14 protein-coding genes are annotated in these 17,615 nt (G+C 61.3%); 6 read left to right on the top strand and 8 right to left on the bottom strand.

The window, feature by feature from the left end:
- Positions 1 to 188: 188 nt before the first annotated feature.
- Together AC1ME3_RS17505 and AC1ME3_RS17500 are read left to right on the top strand one after the other, a co-directional pair.
- Positions 189 to 1,424, top strand: coding sequence for an integrase (locus tag AC1ME3_RS17505; RefSeq protein WP_480954197.1), 1,236 nt, complete (start codon positions 189 to 191; stop codon positions 1,422 to 1,424).
- A gap of 302 nt (positions 1,425 to 1,726) precedes the next feature.
- Entirely contained in the window at positions 1,727 to 3,562 is a 1,836-nt protein-coding gene (locus AC1ME3_RS17500) for a putative bifunctional diguanylate cyclase/phosphodiesterase (RefSeq protein WP_480954196.1), read from the top strand.
- A 198-nt stretch (positions 3,563 to 3,760) separates the two neighbouring features.
- On the opposite strand, the gene AC1ME3_RS17495 is transcribed toward AC1ME3_RS17500, so the two are convergent.
- The 5 genes from AC1ME3_RS17495 to AC1ME3_RS17475 all read right to left on the bottom strand — a co-directional run bounded on the left by AC1ME3_RS17495 (position 3,761) and on the right by AC1ME3_RS17475 (position 11,306).
- Positions 3,761 to 3,943 carry a hypothetical protein gene (locus AC1ME3_RS17495; protein ID WP_082446317.1) on the bottom strand — a complete coding sequence of 61 codons (183 nt, stop codon included), beginning with the start codon at positions 3,941 to 3,943 and terminating at the stop codon, positions 3,761 to 3,763.
- Positions 3,944 to 4,896: 953 nt separating this feature from the next.
- On the bottom strand, positions 4,897 to 7,050 hold the full coding sequence (locus tag AC1ME3_RS17490; RefSeq protein WP_480954195.1) for a xanthine dehydrogenase family protein molybdopterin-binding subunit: 2,154 nt from the start codon (positions 7,048 to 7,050) through the stop codon (positions 4,897 to 4,899).
- Positions 7,047 to 8,066 carry an FAD binding domain-containing protein gene (locus AC1ME3_RS17485; RefSeq protein ID WP_277982733.1) on the bottom strand — a complete coding sequence of 340 codons (1,020 nt, stop codon included), beginning with the start codon at positions 8,064 to 8,066 and terminating at the stop codon, positions 7,047 to 7,049. The genes AC1ME3_RS17490 and AC1ME3_RS17485 overlap by 4 nt, the downstream gene beginning before the upstream one ends.
- Positions 8,066 to 8,674, bottom strand: a complete 609-nt coding sequence (locus tag AC1ME3_RS17480; protein ID WP_277982732.1) for a (2Fe-2S)-binding protein — start codon at positions 8,672 to 8,674, stop codon at positions 8,066 to 8,068. Before AC1ME3_RS17480 ends, AC1ME3_RS17485 begins: the two co-directional genes overlap by 1 nt.
- A gap of 232 nt (positions 8,675 to 8,906) precedes the next feature.
- Positions 8,907 to 11,306: a glucose/quinate/shikimate family membrane-bound PQQ-dependent dehydrogenase gene (locus AC1ME3_RS17475; RefSeq protein WP_480954194.1), complete on the bottom strand. Its 2,400-nt coding sequence runs from the start codon at positions 11,304 to 11,306 to the stop codon at positions 8,907 to 8,909.
- Between the two features lie 277 nt (positions 11,307 to 11,583).
- On the opposite strand from AC1ME3_RS17475, the gene AC1ME3_RS17470 reads away from it, so the two are divergent.
- Both AC1ME3_RS17470 and AC1ME3_RS17465 read left to right on the top strand, forming a co-directional pair.
- A complete protein-coding gene (locus AC1ME3_RS17470) occupies positions 11,584 to 12,561 on the top strand; it encodes an SDR family oxidoreductase (RefSeq protein ID WP_480954193.1) in 978 nt (325 codons plus the stop codon).
- 100 nt (positions 12,562 to 12,661) lie between these two features.
- On the top strand, positions 12,662 to 13,288 hold the full coding sequence (locus AC1ME3_RS17465; RefSeq protein WP_132896684.1) for a class I SAM-dependent methyltransferase: 627 nt from the start codon (positions 12,662 to 12,664) through the stop codon (positions 13,286 to 13,288).
- 99 nt (positions 13,289 to 13,387) lie between these two features.
- Here the strand turns inward: AC1ME3_RS17465 and AC1ME3_RS17460 are convergent, their stop codons facing one another.
- Positions 13,388 to 13,753 carry a DUF4440 domain-containing protein gene (locus AC1ME3_RS17460; RefSeq protein WP_277982729.1) on the bottom strand — a complete coding sequence of 122 codons (366 nt, stop codon included), beginning with the start codon at positions 13,751 to 13,753 and terminating at the stop codon, positions 13,388 to 13,390.
- Between the two features lie 191 nt (positions 13,754 to 13,944).
- On the opposite strand from AC1ME3_RS17460, the gene AC1ME3_RS17455 reads away from it, so the two are divergent.
- On the top strand, positions 13,945 to 14,529 hold the full coding sequence (locus AC1ME3_RS17455) for a recombinase family protein (protein WP_480954192.1): 585 nt from the start codon (positions 13,945 to 13,947) through the stop codon (positions 14,527 to 14,529).
- A gap of 69 nt (positions 14,530 to 14,598) precedes the next feature.
- Here AC1ME3_RS17455 and AC1ME3_RS17450 read toward each other — a convergent pair whose 3' ends face one another.
- On the bottom strand, positions 14,599 to 15,105 hold the full coding sequence (locus tag AC1ME3_RS17450; RefSeq protein ID WP_480954191.1) for a Ros/MucR family transcriptional regulator: 507 nt from the start codon (positions 15,103 to 15,105) through the stop codon (positions 14,599 to 14,601).
- 331 nt (positions 15,106 to 15,436) lie between these two features.
- On the opposite strand from AC1ME3_RS17450, the gene AC1ME3_RS17445 reads away from it, so the two are divergent.
- Entirely contained in the window at positions 15,437 to 16,135 is a 699-nt protein-coding gene (locus AC1ME3_RS17445) for a hypothetical protein (protein WP_480954190.1), read from the top strand.
- Positions 16,136 to 16,290: 155 nt separating this feature from the next.
- Here AC1ME3_RS17445 and AC1ME3_RS17440 read toward each other — a convergent pair whose 3' ends face one another.
- Entirely contained in the window at positions 16,291 to 17,595 is a 1,305-nt protein-coding gene (locus tag AC1ME3_RS17440; RefSeq protein ID WP_480954189.1) for a carboxylesterase family protein, read from the bottom strand.
- Positions 17,596 to 17,615: the final 20 nt, after the last annotated feature.

Raw genomic sequence — 17,615 nt, 5'->3', positions numbered from 1 at the left:
TTTACTAACGCCCCGCCTCAGACTTAGATTTCGTAGTGACCTCGATGCTCAATGCGTACGACGCCTACTCTGTTTGCTTGGTTTCAGAGAGCGCCGAAGCACTTACCATAATCGGACATTATGGTAACTACAGCCATGTGTTACGTGGGCGGAATGCAGGGTAAATTTGACCAGCGGGCAGGTGCCGCATGAGCGAGATCGTCGTCCATCGCACCGACGGGGAGGGGCTGCCGGTGCGCGCGCGGCGTGGGCTGGTCGAGCCGATCGATGTCCGCGTCACCCGGTTGCTAGGTCTTGCGCTGCCCGCTGATGCCGGCCCTGTCAGCGAGATCGGCTTTGCCGCGCAGCTCGGCGCCATGGCAGCGGCGAGCAAGGCGGCGCTGGCGTCGGACCTGGCCTGCTATCTGCGTTGGTGTGAGAACATCCGTGTCGCCCCGCTGCCCGCAGAGCCTGAAAACCTGGTCCGGTACATTGCCATGCTCGAGGCGCGGGGCGCCAAGCCCGCCACAGTCGCCCGGCGGGTTGCCAGTCTCGCCACCGCACACGGCCTGTCAGGGATGCAGGAGAGGGGGCATGCGCCCACCAGCCACGTCATGGTCCGCGCCGCGCTCAAGGGCCTGCGCCGGCGTCGTGGCGCGGCCCAACGCCAGGCGGCCCCGTTACGCTTCGGGGCCTCCCTTGATCCGCATACCAAGGGGTTTACGCTGACGGCGCTGCTAGGCGCCTGTGGCGGCGAGCTGCAGGGGTTGCGCGATGCTGCCCTGCTGTCGCTCGGTTACGATGCGGGATTGCGCGTCAGCGAGCTCGTCGCCGTCACCGTTGCGCACATCGATCCGCACAGCGATGGTTCGGCGCTCCTGTTCATCCCATCATCCAAGACCGATCAGGAAGGGCAGGGGGCCTGGGGCTGGCTGTCCGCTGACACGATGCGCCGGGTCGGTGCCTGGCTGGTAGCGAGTGCGATTACCGAGGGGCCAGTCTTCCGCCGCGTCGGGGTCGATCGGCGTCGGCTGCGCGCGGCGGTTCCGCCGATGGCGTACGAGGCGATCCCGGGGCACACGCGGCACTGGCAGGAGAAGCTCAAGGGCAAGAAGGCCGAACCGGCGCGGACGGTCTATACCGTTGGCACGGCCTCACTGAGCCGGCAGGGTGTCAACGGGATCTATCGGCGCGTGGCACTGAGCGCGTTCGACCAGGGGCTGGTCGAGATGCCGATCGCAAAAGTTGAGGAGGCGGCGCGTGCCCTGTCGAGCCACTCGCTGCGGGTAGGGCTGACGCAGGATCTGTTTGCGGCCGGGGAGGACGGCGTTGGCATTGCACAGGCGCTGCGCTGGTCTTCACCGTCGACCGCGCTCCGCTATGGGCGGAAGCTTGCAGCCAGGAGCAATGTCGCAGCGCGCGTATTGTCTCGTATCAGAGCTTGAGCTTGCGAAACCGATGCAGCCTATTTGGGTGTCGGGTTGAGTTCGCGATGTATGGGCACACTGTATTCGTCGTCGAGTCTCGCGAGCAATCCGTTAAACGTTAATTTAGAAAACAGGTGATCGCCAATCAGATGCTGGCCAATTATCTGAATATATTCAAATTGGGCTGAGATAAAACCGCCACGGGCAGTATTAGAGTTATCGTCGACTATCGCATTAAAGATATCTAAACCAGCGATTTGATAGGTTCCCGCTCCATGAGCCTTTCTGGAGAATCTCAGTATCAAGGAGGCAATGATACAGTGAGTGTCCTGCTTCATCTTCAGAATGCTATTCTGAAGATGATTGCCAAGGGCGCTGGGCTCGCACCAACGTGTACCACGCTGTGTGCGGAAGTAGAGCGGATCCTCCCTGACGTAATCTGTTCGGTTTTAACGGTCGATGTGGCAGGCCTGCTTCATCCGCTGGCCGGCCCGAGCCTTCCGGAAGTATATTCCCAAGCCTTGGATGGCCTGTCAGTCGGCCCATTAGCCGGGTCCTGCGGCACCGCCGCCTATCTAAAGACAGAAATTACCGTCGTTGATATCGAGACCGACGTCCGCTGGGCGCAGTTCAAACACCTCGCACTTCCCCACGGGCTCCGCGCCTGCTGGTCCAGTCCGATATCTGATGCAGACGGTCGCGCGATCGCGACATTTGCTTTCTACTATCGCAGCGCCCGCGGACCGACTGCCTTTGAGCGCGAGGTGGTGGCTAACTGCGTTAACCTCACGCAAATCGCCATCGAGCGACATGAGCGTGTCCTCGAGCACCAACGACGGGCTTTTACCGACGCCTTGACCGGTTGCCCCAATCGGGCCGCTTACCATGCCGCACTTTCCAAACTCGAAGGCGCTGCGGTGGGCAGTTGGGCACTGTTCGTGTTGGATCTCGATAATCTCAAGGTCGTGAATGACACGTTCGGGCATCATGCGGGTGACGAGCTTCTTCAGATCGCCAGTGACAGGATCTCAGCAGCAGTCAGCCCCGGGCGAACGTTTCGCGTCGGTGGCGACGAGTTCGCTGTCATTCTCCAGGCTACCGATGCCCTTCGTGACCTGGAGAAGATCGCGGATGAGGTTCTAAGCGCGCTCTCGGTTGCTGCGGACTGCGGCGGGCATAGCATCGTCCCTCGCGCTACCATCGGAGGCGCTACGGTCTCATCAGACGACGCCGGGGTGGGGAGTGTGCGGCAAAACGCCGACTTTGCTCTCTACCACGCCAAGGAAACCGGTCGTGGTGGTTTTGTGCGATACTGGGCAGGGCTGCGCTCGAACATGACGCGGCGTATGGGTGCGATCAGGGACCTCAGCGCGGCTTTGCGAGAGGACAGGATCGAGGCGCATTACCAACCGATCTTTCGCCTCGACACGCGGGAGATCGTAGGGCTGGAAGCGCTTTGCCGCATGCGCATCGGCGACAATCTGGTCTCGGCTGCCTCCTTTCATGAGGCAACTGCCGACGCTCAGGTTGCGACCTCGCTCACTGCCAGGATGATGGCTCTTGTCGCGGCTGACCTACGCCGTTGGCTGGATTTGGGTATTCCGTTCCAACACGTCGGTATCAACGTCTCGTCTGCGGATTTGAGTGGCGGTGCCGTAGGACAGGTTCTCTCCGCAGCGCTCGAGCGCGAGCGGGTCCCTCTCGATCACGTCATCCTCGAGGTAACCGAAACGGTGTACATGGGACGTGGCGACCAAGCGATACAGCAAGCGATCAGGGCACTACGCGCTGACGGCATACGGGTCGCGCTGGACGATTTCGGAACGGGTTTCGCATCGCTGACGCACCTCCTCACGGTCCCCGTCGATGTTATCAAGATCGACAAACTGTTCGTTGACCACCTGGAACCCGACGGCGTCAGCGTGACGATCGTCGAGGGCCTGATCCGTACCGCGAAAAAGATGGGCATCAGGATCGTCGCCGAGGGGATAGAAACTGAAGAGCAAGTCGAACAGCTTCGCGCGATCGGTTGTACATTAGGGCAGGGGTACATCTTCTCGCCCGCAGTCAGTCGCGAGACGACGACCGCCCTTCTTCTTGAGCATGCGCAGGGGCTTGCGCGACCGCCGATTGCGACGCGATCAGGCGTGGGCTGATTTTGGATCCACGACGGAAGAGGGACTCCAGCATTACGCGAGCCAACTACCTATAATCTCCTCGAACGTATGGATGAAGAAGGGGTCCCGATCGGCGTTGATCGGGACCCCTGCACGGTAAGCTTCGACTCAGATGAAACAGCGTGGTCAAACCCTCCCGTGGTCCGCTTTCGGCGCCAATCCACATGGGTCGGTGTTCTACCAAGCTCTAGGTTCAGCTCCGGTCCGTGCTGCTACCGCTGCTTCTATCTCATTCAGGTCAGCTTGCGAAACCACGCCCGCCGTCAGCATCTTACGCATGAGTTCGTCGACGAGCGCCGCAAGAAAATGGATCTCGGCGCGTTCAGAAGGAGTATCTTCGCCCTCAGCATTCACGTCCATCTCGCATGTCCTTTAAATCGTTAGAAACTTGAATCCGCACAAACGAAAACCATGCGTGTCGGTTATAGGCTTGCCTATGAACCTTTCTCAAACCGAGTCATACCGTAACGCGGCCACCCTTAAACGATCAGCAGCGGAGCAAACTCCGTTACCTCGTGTCCGAGAGCGTCATCTACGATCGGCCGAAGCATGGGATGCAATGGCCAGTCAGGGTGAGCTGACTGAGCGACTGGCGCAGGCCAACTCGGAGAACCGCATAAAACAACCGTACCAGCGACGACCTTCAACCGAGAATACGTTAATCAGCTCAGGGAGCCTTACGGAACAGACAGCGGTCCCGGTAACTGCCGAGGGAACCACGTCAGGAGGGCGTCTGACAGCGCCGTAGCGACAACGGAAGGGGCGCCCGTCCGTGTCCCGCTAGCGCGCACAGTGGTCGCCTGCCCCGTCCACACGACGTGATTGTCGCGGCGCAGCGATACCGTCACCTGGAGACGGGTTACGATCAGTCCGTGCAATTGATCCTTCCGTGAAGGCAAAGTGATCGACAGGCCTCCAAGGCCCGCTGCCATGCCTGGCCGGTCTGATCGATCGTTGCCGGACCTGACGACGCCGCGCTGTGTCTGCGATACCTCAACCTTGGCAATGTAAAGGCTGTGGTTCGGGTCGGGCAGGGGCAGGAATGGTGTTCGAAGGAGGGTTCGCTGAACAGCGTCCGTGAACGTTCTCGTGATAGCGGGAGACGTAGTCGAACTATCAGCAGCCACGATCGCTATCGTGCCAGGCCTGACCGCGGTGTTGGCAACCGGCGATTGCATCATGGCTGCTGCCGCAGCGAGAGGAAGTACGTACATCCAACAAAGTCCGATGCTTTAAGAGGCTTTTTGATATAGCTCGGCACGTCGGAGGCATGTGATTTCCCGTCTCAGCCGCGGTCTTTCGCCCCGGTCCAATTACAGAAGATCTTCGATCCTGAACGGCATCTCGCGCAGCCGCTTGCCCGTCGCATGATGAATGCCATTGGCAATGGCGCCTGCACAGCCCGTCATGGCAACTTCGCCAAGCCCCTTTGCGCCAAGGGCATTGATGAGAGGATCCGGTCGATCGATAAAGCCGACGTCTATCGACCCAATGTCGGCATTCACAGGCACGACATAGTCGGCAAGATCGTTGTTCAGCCAGCCGCCATAGCGCGGATCGACTTCGGTCGCTTCGCGGAGCGCCGCACCAATGCCCCAGATCACGCCGCCCCGAACCTGACTCTCGGCCGTGCGCGGCGAGATCACCCGCCCGCAATCGGCGATGCTGACAACGCGTGGCACGCGGACGCGGCGCGTGCCCGGTTCGACATGAACTTCGACGAAGTGGGCGATGTAGCTGTAGGTCGTGAAGGTCGAGTAATCCGGCCCGACCAGCGCCATGCCGCCCTTGCGCAGTGTCGCCAGATCCTTCGGACCCTGGTCGACAGCAACATGCTCGACCTCAACCTGAAGCGAGGGACGCCGCACGGTCGCAAGCTGTCGGTGAAGATTGCCCGCCACCTGACGCCCGGCTAACAGCTCAGCCATGGCAGCGTTCAACTTGGCAGCCGCCTCTGCCGCTGCCGGCACGACACTCGCGGTACCCCAGGATCCTGCTGTCGTATGCTGTGGCGCTACGCTGGTGTCGCCGATCGCGATCTCCAGTTTTAAAGGATCGATCGCCAGTTCGCGTACGAGAACCTGTTCGATGGTCGAGCGGATGCCCTGGCCCATCTCATGCCCTGCAGCCGCAAACCGCGTCGTGCCGTCTGCGTTCACGCGCAGAGTGACGATGTTGGGATGGGCGGAGCCCGGATAGGCGCCCGATGCCACGCCCCAGCCGACCTGCGTGCCGTCGGGCAGCGTCATCGATCCCGGCTGGAGACTACGCCGTTCCCACCCAAAACGACGAGCGCCCTCCGTCAGGCATTCCGATAGATAGCAGGACGAGAGTTTCTGGCCGTGGATCGGATCGGTCGTGGCGCGGTGGCGCAGTCGGAAGGCGACCGGATCGATTCCGAGCTTGAGGGCAAGTTCGTCCACCGCGCTTTCGAAGGCGAAGCACGACGGGTGCGGCGTCGGCGACCGCATATAGCCTGGCGCCTGCGTATCGATCCGCAGATTGGCGGCGGTCCCGTGATAATTCTCGATACCGTACAGCATGGGCACGGACTCATGGTAGTCAGGCGGAAACTGGCCTTCGCGTGATTGCTGCTGATCGGCATCGTAGCGCACCGCGATCATTTTGCCGCTGGCATCCGCACCGATCTCGATCCGGTGACGGTTCTTTGGCCGGAAGGTCGCGTTATGGAAAATCTGCCCGCGCGGCAGGACAAGTTTGACCGGTCGGCCGAGCAGCATCGCCGCGCGGGCGACAAGGGCGGTCTGGCGCTGTGCCCCGCCACGCTGGCCAAAGCCCCCGCCAATCTGTGGGCTCTTTACCGTCACCTGCTCCGGCGTAAGGCGCATGTTGCGCATTACGGCACCCTTAGTGTTGCTGCTGCTCTGCGTGCTTTCGTAGATGGTGAGTTGCCCGTTCTCCCATACAGCCGTCGTCGACAGCATTTCGATCGGGTTATGGTGCTGTGGCGGTGAGACATAGTCCGCCTTGTGGCGGGTTACCGCGCGCGCCATCGCCTGCGTCGCATCGCCCGCTGTCACCGGTTTGACGGCTTCGCGCACCATCCCCGGCTGCTCGATGAGCGAGGTGAACGCGGGCGCTGTCGTGTAGGTCGGACGAATGGCCTCGGCGCCCTCGATCGCAGCCTCGAGCGTCTCGGCAACGACAAGTGCGACCGGCTGGCCGCGATAGGCAATGTCGGCCGTGAGCGTCGCAGGCGGGGGCGGTGCGCCAGGGGTCGCAGGAGGGGGCGGCAGAAAGTCGGTCGCGGTCAGCACGCGAATAACGCCCGGCACCTGCATCGCTGCATCGACCGACAGCGAGGCAATCCGCCCCTTCGCAATGGTTGCCGGGACCTGCATGGCGTACAGCAGCCCAGCGACCTGATGGTCGGCTCCATAGCGCGCAGCGCCCATCACCTTCTCACGGGCATCGGCACGGGGACGGTTGGGGAAGGGGGCGGTCATGACCGGTTCCTCCCTGCGGCGATAGTCAGGGCATCGGCAACGGTCCGCGCGCCGAGTTCGATCTTGAAGCCGTTCTGCTTGCCAGCTTTGGCATCGGCGAAGGCGGCGTGCCCTGCCGCCAGTGCGGTTGCCGGGGTCAGAGGCTTACCAGCCAGCAGCGCCTCTGCCGCGGTCGCCCGCCATGGTTTGGTCGCCACGCCGCCAAGTGCGATCCGGGCGCGCGTCACGGTGTCACCATCCATGTACAACGCGACAGCTGCCGAGGCGAGCGCGAAGGCGTAGCTCTCCCGGTCACGGATCTTGTGATACGTCGAATGCCGGCCTGCCTTCGTCTTTGGCACGACGATCGCCGTGATCATCTCGCCTGGCTGCAGCGTGAACTCCAGGTTCGGCGTGCTGCCCGGTAGACGATAGAGTTCGGCAATCGGGATCGCGCGGCTACCGCTGGCGCCCAGCACTTCGACATAGGCGTCGAGCGCGACGAGCGCGACGGGCCAGTCGCCAGGGGAGACGGCGGTGCATGACGAACTCTGGCCGAGCACGGCCTGGCCGCGGTCAAGCCCGCCGATTGCCGCGCAACCCGAGCCCGGCTCCCGCTTGTTGCAAGGGTAGGTGTTGCCAACCGATGTTCCGCCTGCGCCGTTGCGGAAATAGAGACAGCGGGTCCGCTGCAGCAGGTTACCGCCGACCGTCGCCATGTTGCGCAACTGTTGCGAGGCAGCCTTCCACAAAGCCTCGGCAAGGACGGGATAATCGCGCAGGATAACTTTGTCGGTCGCGACCGCGCTCATCGGTGCTAGCGCCTCGAAGCGGAGCCGCTCGCCTCTTGTTTCGATTCTATCAAGCCCTCGGATTGCGGTGACGTCGATGAGATGCTGGGGCTTCTCGATGTCGAGCTTCATCAGGTCATAGAGCGAGGTGCCGCCTGCGATGTAGCGCGCACCGGCTCCGGCCGCTGTAAACGCCTGGACAGCGGCGACAGCGCTTTCGGGCCGTGCATAGGTGAAGGAGCGCATCAGGCTTTCTCCCTTCCCGCAACCTGCTCGATCGCCGCGACGATGCCGACATAGGCGCCGCAGCGGCAGATGTTGCCGCTCATATATTCGCGAATGCGGTCCTTTGACGTGGCGTTGCCTTCGCGCACGCACGCGACTGCCGCCATGATCTGCCCCGGTGTGCAATAGCCGCATTGCAGCGCATCGTGATCGATGAAGGCCTGCTGCATCGGATGCAGCGTCTCGCCATCGGCAAGCCCTTCGATCGTTGTCACGGCACGTCCGTCGACCTTAGCCGCTAGCGTTAGGCAGGATGCTACCCGTCGGCCATCAACGTGAACGGTACATGCGCCGCACTGGCCGTGGTCGCAGCCCTTCTTGGCGCCAGTCAGGTGGAGTTGCTCACGCAACAGATCGAGCAGCGATGTCCGCACATCGATCTCTACCGGCACCGCCTTGCCGTTGACCGTCGTTTGAATCGCCAATCGGACGCCCACAGGCTTGGCGAGCGGTGCTGCGACCGCCGGATCGCTCTCAGAAATAAGGCTAGACGCTGTGAGCGCAGCGGTACCACCCAGTGCGGTGCGCCGCGTCAGCGGCACACCCAGCAAGTGCTCCATATCAGGCATCAGAAACTCTCCGGACGGGCATTTGCCGTACCAGACATTCGTAACCGAAACAGACGCTTAGCTAAAGCGCTTAGATCGGTCGTCCTGCGCCTGCTATGATTGCAGCACGTGGCGTCAACGTGCTGCAATCAGGCGATCAGCCCTTCCGTCGAGCAGGGGGTAGTCCTTAGCAGCCGACAAGCAGGTCATTGGTGGCTTCAAACCGCCACCAATGCCTGCGCTCTCGAGCTTTCTACTTTGGCAACGCATACGCGATGACGTGATCGCCGAGCTTTGTGCCGAGTGAGCCATGGCCACCCGCGACTACGACAACAAACTGTCGACCGCTCGCGGTAGAGTGATACGACATCGGCGTTGCCTGACCGCCAGCGGGTAGCCGGGCGCGCCACAAGACCTTACCCGTTCGCGTGTCGTAAGCCCGGACGTAGTTGTCGATTGCCGCAGCCATAAACGCTACACCGCCCGCGGTTGTGATTGGTCCGCCGAGCGATGGCACGCCCATCTTGAACGGCAGCGGCAGGATCGTCTCGTCGCGGATCGTGCCGTTCTTATGCTCCCAAACCTTCTTGCCCGTGGTCAGGTCAATGCCGGCGACATAGCCCCAAGGGGGCGCCTGACAAGGCAGGCCGGCAAACGACAGGAACGGGTTCATGTCGACCGCGAACGGCGCGCCTGTATTGGGATTATAGCCCTGCTCTTGCGATCCGCGCCGATCCGATCCGCCGGACGGCCCGCGTTCGTTGGGGCCACCACTATCGTCGCGACGTGGCACCAGTCGGTCGACGAACGCCACGTAGTTTGGATGGGCGAAGATAATCTGCCGCACCGGGTCGATCGAGATGCCGCCCCAGTCCATGACACCGAAGTTTCCTGGGAAGACCAAAGAACCTTTCAGCGAAGGTGGCGTAAACGGCCCGCGATAGTCGAGCGACCTGAAGCGGATCCGACACCAGAGTTGGTCGAGCATCGTCGTGCCCCACATATCCGTCTCACGCGCCGGTGCTGGCATCAGCGATACCGAAGAGAAGGGTTGGGTCGGCGACGTGTGATCGCCGGGCGCGGCTCCGACTGGCACGGCGCGTTCGGGCGCCGGGAAGATCGGCTTGCCAGTCCGGCGATCAAGCACGAACAGATTGCCGGTCTTGGTCGACTGGACCAGCGCCGGCACTCTGCCGCGGCCAGGCAGTGTCAGGTCAACCAGCGCTGGCTGCGCTGGCACGTCCATGTCCCACAGATCGTGATGGACGGTCTGATAGATCCAGCGCGGTCGGCCAGTCGCGATGTCGAGCGCGAGGACCGAGGTTGCAAATCGCTCGGTGGTAGCAGGACGGTTGCCGCCCCACTGATCGACCGCCCCCATGCCCATAGGCAGATAGACTAGCCCGAGCGCTTCATCGGCTGCCGGCGTGCTCCAGCTGTTGGGGGATGACGGCGTGTACTGTTTGCCCGTACCCAGTGGCGCAGTGTCGCTGGGATTGCCCGGATCAAAGTTCCAGACGAGCCGGCCGGTTGCCGCATCATAGCCCCGGATGACGCCGGACGGTACCTTGGTGGCGATGTTGTCGAACACTGCGCCGCCAGTGACGATGAGCCCCTTTGCGACCAGTGGCGCTGAGGTCACCTGATACCAGCCCTGATTGTAGTGCGGCTGACCTGGCAGCAGGCTGACAGTACCGTTCTGACCAAAGCTCCGACACAGTGCACCCGTTCGCGGATCGAGCGCGATGAGCCGGCTGTCATTCGTGGCTAGGATGATGCGCTGGGGGCAGTCGCCGACCCTTGTAGCGCTAGGTACGCCCGCCTTCGTACTATCCCAGTAGGAGACACCGCGGCACGTGAGGTGCTGCATGTTCTTCTGCGACGTCGCGATCTTCGGATCGAAGCGCCAGCGCTCCTTGCCGGTCTCGGCGTCGACCGCGATGACCCAGTTGTGCGGGGTACACAGATATACCGTATCCCCAACCTTGATCGGCGTCATCTCGTACGTCGTCTCACCGGGATCGGTGTCGCTTTTCATGTCACCGGTGCGCAGTTGCCAGGCGACTTTCAAATTGCCGACATTGGCCGGCGTGATCTGCGTCAGCGGCGAGAATTTGTCGCCGTACCAGCTGCGCGCATAGGCCTGCCAATCGTCATCGGGCACACCGTGTAAGTTAGCGGCAAGTGCGTTGCGTGGCCCCGGCAGGCTGCCGTCAAGATTGTGCACATCGCGCGTCAGTGAGACAGTGCCGAACACGACCGCAATGCCTAGTGCCACGGTCAGCGGACCGGCGCCGCGCGTCCATGACACGCTGGGCGTCAGGCGCTTAACCGTCCAAGGGAGGGCCAGCAACGCACCGAAGATGAAGATCAGGTCGCCGCGTGGCACTAGCGGCCACCAATCGGCGCCGATCTCTGCCCATGCCCAGATTACCGTGCCGAGCACCAGCGCGGCAAACACGTGTAACGCGAGTACACGCCTGCGCCAAAGCAACACGGCCGTCGCCAACATCGCAAAGCCGGCAACGATGTAGAACAGGCTGCCGCCTAACGTTGCGAGCCACAAACCGCCGACAAGGTTGAGAAGCCCAACGACGCCAATGATAACGGCCAGGATATGAGGCCATCGGGCAGGGTGACGGACATGGGTCATCAGCGGCTCCGCGCGTCATGCCTACCCCACGACAGCGGTATCTAGGGAGGCGGTGCAGCAGGCACCGTAGACGTGTCGCGGAGTTTAAAAGGAGACGTCCGGATGAAACTTTTGTCACATTGGCTGGGATCACTTTATAGAACATCTCGCGGTGTCAGGCGGACACCCCAGCGCCTCCGGGACGTTGAGTGCCTATGCATGATGATAAGACAGTTCGTCTGATGCGCTCGCGTTGTCTTCCCGTAGGTGTAAACGCAGCCGCCTTGAGCATCGTCCGATGAGCGCTGATCGTAACCTGGCCGGGCGCCGCGTAGTGATTACCGGCGCTTCGAGTGGTATCGGCGCGGCAACAGCAGTGGCTTTCGCTAAAGCGGGAGCGCGGCTTGTCCTAGGGGCTCGAGGCAAGGACGGGCTGGACGACGTCGCGCTGCGCTGCGTCGAAGCTGGCGGCAGCGCAATCGTCCGACCGGTAGATTGCACCGACGCAGGCGCAGTGGCCGCATTCGCCGCTGAGGCGCGCGATCTGCTCGGTGGCATTGACCTGTGGTTCAGCTGTGAAGGCGTCGGTGTGCTTGGCCGGTACGAAGACGTCCCGATCGCGGATCACGCCCGTGTCGTCGAAGTGAATCTCGTCGCCCACATGAACGACGTCCATGCAGTACTGCCGATCTTTCTCGCGCAGGATCACGGCACCTGGGTAAACATGATTTCGGCGGGCGGTTTTGTCGCCACGCCGTACGCTGCGGCCTACTCGGCGAGTAAGTTCGGGTTACGCGGGTTCAGCTCGGCGTTGCGCGGTGAGGTATCGAAGCGCCCTCATATCCACATATGCGACGTCTGCCCGACCTTCGTCGATACGCCCGGCGTGGACCATGCCGGCAACTATACCGGTGCCCGGCTTTCGCTTCCCCCCGGTTCGCTCGCACCGGAGACGGTGGCGAAGGCAGTCGTGCGGCTCGCCACGCACCCTCGTAACCTTACCGCCGTCGGCGCGCCGGCAATCGCATTCAAACTTGGCGAGTTCGCGGCGCCGAACCTGCTGGCGGCGATCATGAGCGGCTTCCTCGACACCTGGTCAGCCCGCGCGGCCGACGGCAACGACAGCGATGGGGTGTTGTTCGAACATGGCGTCCCGGCCGGTTCTGATGGTGGCCGACGCGGTCCACACCGGGGGCGCAAGGTGGCAGCCGCAGCGGGCGGTATGGCGGTTCTCGGCCTTGCGGGGGTCGGTGTATGGCTGGGCCGTCGCCGGTGATTGAGGACGACCGCTATCTCGCGGTGCGCTTGGGCATACGGCTACAAACGGACGATGTGGTCGCAAATACCGGCTGGTTTACTTGGCAGGGGTTCACCGCGTGACCGAAGCGATCGAGTTGGGATTGCCGGCGCATGCCTTCGACCGTCAGGATGATGGCGACGATCTTGGCTTCTACGCGCCCCCGCGTTTAGTCACGCACATTGACGAGGCAGCAGTAGGTGCACTGACCAGCCTTTACCGCGATGCGATCCCCGCTGGCGGGCGGGTGCTCGACCTCATGTCGAGCTGGGTCAGCCACCTGCCGGACGACGTCGCCTACGGCGAGGTAGTCGGCCACGGCATGAACGCAGAGGAACTCGCGGCCAATCCGCGCCTCGATCGCTGGTTCGTCCAGAACCTGAACGATGTGCCTGACTTGTCCGAAGAGGACGCGCGCTACGATGCCGTACTGATCTGTGTCGGCGTTCAATATCTGCAACACCCCCTGGCGGTACTGCGCGAGATTCGTCGTGTGCTGAAGCCGGAAGGCCGCGTCATCATAAGCTTCTCGAACCGGTGCTTCCCGACCAAGGCCGTGGCGGTCTGGCGCGCTCTCGACACGCGGGGCCACGCATCGCTTGTCCGCCATTATTTGGAAACAGCAGGGTTCCGCGATGCCACGGCTTCCCTACTCGCCGACGGTCGCCTGGGCGATCCATTGGTCGCGATAACCGGTCGCAGTTGAGGCTGTCGGGATCACACCAGCAATGGGGGCGCTGACTTCCCGGTTTAGTGCCGTTGCGCCTGTTTCATGTATGTATCAGGCGCAACGGCAAGCTCGTGGTCAGGCCTCGACGCTGGCGGTTAAGGGTGGCGTCTGCTGATGTTGGACGACCAGCCAATCGTCGTGTCCCCGCATCCGCAAAGTCGAGGTGCAATGTGCCTCGTACTTCTCGTCGCCGCTTGCGCAGCGCGCGGTGTACGCAACGACGATCAGGCCCTCTTGAGGTCGTGACACTCGTCGGTCCGATAGCTCGACCGCATCCCAATCGGGCGTAGCCTTGACCGCATCCTTCGCTTCCTGCCCCTGGAAGACATAAGGCGGGCGGGGCAAGACCATGACGATCTCCTCGTCGATCCGGTTCTGGTAATGCTCGTCGCTGGCATCCCATAGGCTACCTTCGAATTCCCACACGCGCTGGTCGTCCATGCCGTCTCTCCTTCATGGCTATAGCGCGGAAGAATATACGAGGGTTCCGGCTTCCGAGCTTATCTCATAAACGATCGTATTTGATGCGCCATCATGTGAGAACCTGTAGCAGTTGACGCCAGCGTCTCAAAACACTTTCGCGATTGGCCCTCGACATGATAGACGTCAGACATGAGTTTTGAGAATGCTTCATGCTGATCGGCTATGCCCGAGTGTCGACCCCGGAACAGGATCTGACCCCGCAGCTCGAAGCGTTGCGCAGTGCGGGTTGCGAACGAACCTTCTCGGATAAGTCCAGCGGAGCAAAAGCCGACCGCGCTGGCTTAGCCGACGCACTTTCCCATGCGCGAACCGGAGACATTCTCGTAGTATGGAAGCTCGACCGGCTCGGCCGTACCATGAAAGGACTGATCGACCTCTCGTCCGATCTGGCGACGAGGGGCATTGAGCTAAAATCGATTACAGACGGAATCGATACCGCAGGCACAGCGGGGAAACTCGTTTTTCATATCATGGCGGCGATGGCCGAGATGGAGCGTGACTTGGTACGTGAGCGCACGACGGCTGCGTTGATCGTCGCCCGGCGTGAGGGCAGGGTAGGTGGCCGGAAGACAGTAATGACACCGAAACGCCTCGAGGCCGCGCGGAAACTTTTATCCTCTGGAATGACTGCCCGCGAAATAGCCCCAACCATCGGCGTCTCGGTCGCGACGCTATACCGCCATTTGCCAGCACCAGAACAAGAGGCAATTAGCGCGGAAAAGAATGCCGCTTAGCAGCATGCGGCTGATCTACACGCACGATAAATGGCTGGCTCCCCGTTTCCTAGGAAGCCAGCCTCTATATTATTCCGCCGCTACTTCTTCGGTCTTGCGCTTGCGCGGAGCTGAAGCGGGCTTGGCGTCTGCCTTGGCTGCATTCGTCTGGCCAGGCTTGCGACCCAGGCCGATGCTCTTGGCCATCGTACGACGTGCTTCTGAATAGGTAGGAGCGACCATCGGGTAATCAGCCTTCAGGCCATAACGCTCGCGATATTCCACTGGCGTCATGCCGTTAGTGGCGAGGTGACGACGCAGCGTCTTGTACGGCTTGCCATCGATCATGCTGATGATGTGATCGGGGCTGGAGAGGGACTTCCGGGCCGTTACCGCGCCGACGTATTCCTTGGGCTCTTCCGCAGGGGTTTTTTCAGTCTGCGAACCGCCAACAAGCGACTGAACGCTGCTGTGCATCTGCGATAGAAAAGCAGGAACGTCGTCGGCCGACGTACGGGTATTTGGATTGCTAAGCCAAGCGATCGTCAACTCGGTAGCGAGTTCAACAGAGTTGGGCTGGTCGGTATCGTCGGACATTGAGTGCTCCATCTAGCTGTCGCGCAAGTAGGACTCCCCGAATAATTGCACAACCTTTCAAAAGTTATTCTGTGAGATCGCCTCAACAAATGAGGCCGGCTGCTTGACGATCAACAACGGCTGAGAAAGCTTTAGGACCTCTGTGTCCGGATAATGCACAGGTGCCTTTAGGACCGAAACGTCAGCTGAGATATACAACCCGGAAGGTTGTGCCTTTTTAGCTATAATTCGCGCTGGTCTGATCTTTTCAACCTTAAGCTCAAAATCGCTAGGGGCCGGCATAATGGATAGCTTTTTGCTGTCATTGTCGTAAGCTGCCCCGATCAGGGAGTTGCAAATTACGAACAAGGCATCAGCATTTACCTGCGTAAGCGTGGGAATCGCGATCGCAGTCGCGGCGGTCAGCGTTCATGCGCAGTTCGTTCCGCCTGCTGGATACAGTCCCAGTGGATCACGACCACGTGTCGTGGTGCCCTCAGACCCCGGTGCGCCGTTACTAACCCGTATTCCTGATGCAGCGGTATCGAGCCTGATCCACGTCGATCCGAACTACAAACGTGGGCGTGCCAAGGTTATTGGCGCATTTGTGATAGCTGAAACGAGCAAAGCCCAAGTCGTTGAGGCGTGGTCTCCCGGTTTTCTGCCCGTTACCCTCTCATTGAGCGATGGCCGCTGCTACTCGCTCCAAGCCGATTATGACGGAGGTACGCTCTCTAATGGCCGTCTGCGCAATGTAAGATGTGAGCGAGATCGGAAGTTTGATGAACCGGCGCTTCCAGCGCCACCTCCTGGCCGCTCATTACGGTTGATCGGGACCGCTTGGGGTTACGGGGCATGGGTCGATGACCGGACAAAAACCACCATCGTTACCTCACCGCACGCAACGACTTTCCGACCGCTTTTTACGGCTCAAATGACGTCCAGCGCTATCATGGCAATGAACGGCATCGATTGGCCCGGCGGTAATGTGACGTTGGTGGGCAAAATCAAAGGGCGACTGACGGTCGTGACCCTAGAAACTAGCTACTGACCGTGATGCAAAACATTTGAGTTTGCATCATGTCTACATTCCTCGGAGTCTATCGAAAGATGGAAGATCGGCACGCGGATGCGAACAGCGGCCTGACTGGATTTGCGGAAGATCAGCTTTAAGGGTAATCGCCTATCAAGCAGCCTGCTTGGCAGCTAGAATAAAGTTGGCTTTGCGCCATGGGCCGCATCGAACAGCTGGTCTATCGCGGTTGGCAGGATTGGCGTCATCATCGACTTATCCGAGAAGCGGTGAAATTCAGGCCGATTGTCCGTCAAAGCTGGCCATGGGGCTTTGCCGCGAATGAATTCAGCCCAAGCCGCTGTCATCCGACGTGAAATTTGCTGGTCAACTATATTGTACGGTCTGTCCGAAGGTTTGCCAAGGGTACCGAACACGTAGGGCAGCTCGGCGGAATGGAACGCTCCCCAACGTTGCGCCTCCGGGCCCGGAGGTACGCGCGCAAAGAGGTAGGCGTAAGTCGGCGATAGGCGTCCCGCGGGACGACCACGCCACCATTCGAGCACTGCTCTAACGCCGCACCAACGTGCCGCCACGCGCGAGTTTACTCCTCTTGCCTGTAGCTCGGCACCGGCACCGCCGCAGTTCGCTGGCGGAGCGCTTACACGATCCACCGGCCTGAACGCCGTAGTCTCGTCCGCAGTCATTCCGATTAGGATCGGGACATCTGCCGCCGAACCGCTTTGCCATGCTCGCCGAGGAGATAGCGGTAGATCTAGCGACAGACTTAGCCGCGATCCTGTCCCCGTAATGCCGGCCTCCGGTGGCAGACCACTTTGCGCGATCGCTCTGGCAAACAGCCCTTTTGCTGACGGCATAGCGAGCAAGGCGTGCACGAGCATCGCCCCCGCTGACTGCCCCGCGATCGTTATCCGCTCAGGGTCACCACCGAATGCTGCGACATTCCGCTTCACCCACCGCAACGCGTCGACCACGTCGTGCAACCCACGATTGGGCCGCGCACCCTTGTGGGTAGCGAAGCCGTCCTCACCTAAACGGTAGTTAACCGTCACGACGATGACCCCGCGGCTGGCAAAGGCTGTTCCGTCGTAGACGGGTACCGAACCCGATCCTCCGACAAATCCTCCGCCATGTATCCAGAACAGAACCGGCGCGCGCCCTGACTTCCGTGGTGTCCATATATTGAGGAACAGACAGTCCTGAGCCACCAAGCCAGACGTAACGAACTCCGATGTCCAGGGGCCAAAGCCTTGTAGGTCGATCTTTTGCGGACAGTTTGGCCCGAACGATCCCCCTTGTGGCGAGGCTTTTGGCACATTGACCGCGGTAACACCCGCCCGATTTCTACCGTCAGCCGGCGTCGCGTAGCGAATGCCTAGATACCGCACGATCTTCCCGGCTCGCACGCCCGTTACCGTCGCGCCGTTAACCACGACCGTCGGAGCGGCGACGAGAAGCGCGGCAGTGAGCGTCAGCATGGCCCGTCATCTCCAAGGGA

The sequence above is a fragment of the Sphingomonas sp. BL2 genome (assembly GCF_056680015.1).
Note: the sequence above shows the minus strand (reverse complement) of the source record. Positions and strands in the feature narration are given on the sequence as shown.

Bases quoted from the DNA above. Each gene is read 5' to 3' on its own strand.
- AC1ME3_RS17495 (WP_082446317.1), bottom strand. From the start codon at position 3,943: ATGGACGTGAATGCTGAGGGCGAAGATACTCCTTCTGAACGCGCCGAG.
- AC1ME3_RS17505 (WP_480954197.1), top strand. From the start codon at position 189: ATGAGCGAGATCGTCGTCCATCGCACCGACGGGGAGGGGCTGCCGGTG.
- AC1ME3_RS17490 (WP_480954195.1), bottom strand. From the start codon at position 7,050: ATGACCGCCCCCTTCCCCAACCGTCCCCGTGCCGATGCCCGTGAGAAG.
- AC1ME3_RS17485 (WP_277982733.1), bottom strand. From the start codon at position 8,066: ATGCGCTCCTTCACCTATGCACGGCCCGAAAGCGCTGTCGCCGCTGTC.
- AC1ME3_RS17455 (WP_480954192.1), top strand. From the start codon at position 13,945: ATGCTGATCGGCTATGCCCGAGTGTCGACCCCGGAACAGGATCTGACC.
- AC1ME3_RS17475 (WP_480954194.1), bottom strand. From the start codon at position 11,306: ATGACCCATGTCCGTCACCCTGCCCGATGGCCTCATATCCTGGCCGTT.
- AC1ME3_RS17460 (WP_277982729.1), bottom strand. From the start codon at position 13,753: ATGGACGACCAGCGCGTGTGGGAATTCGAAGGTAGCCTATGGGATGCC.
- AC1ME3_RS17440 (WP_480954189.1), bottom strand. From the start codon at position 17,595: ATGCTGACGCTCACTGCCGCGCTTCTCGTCGCCGCTCCGACGGTCGTG.
- AC1ME3_RS17450 (WP_480954191.1), bottom strand. From the start codon at position 15,105: ATGTCCGACGATACCGACCAGCCCAACTCTGTTGAACTCGCTACCGAG.
- AC1ME3_RS17470 (WP_480954193.1), top strand. From the start codon at position 11,584: ATGAGCGCTGATCGTAACCTGGCCGGGCGCCGCGTAGTGATTACCGGC.
- AC1ME3_RS17480 (WP_277982732.1), bottom strand. From the start codon at position 8,674: ATGCCTGATATGGAGCACTTGCTGGGTGTGCCGCTGACGCGGCGCACC.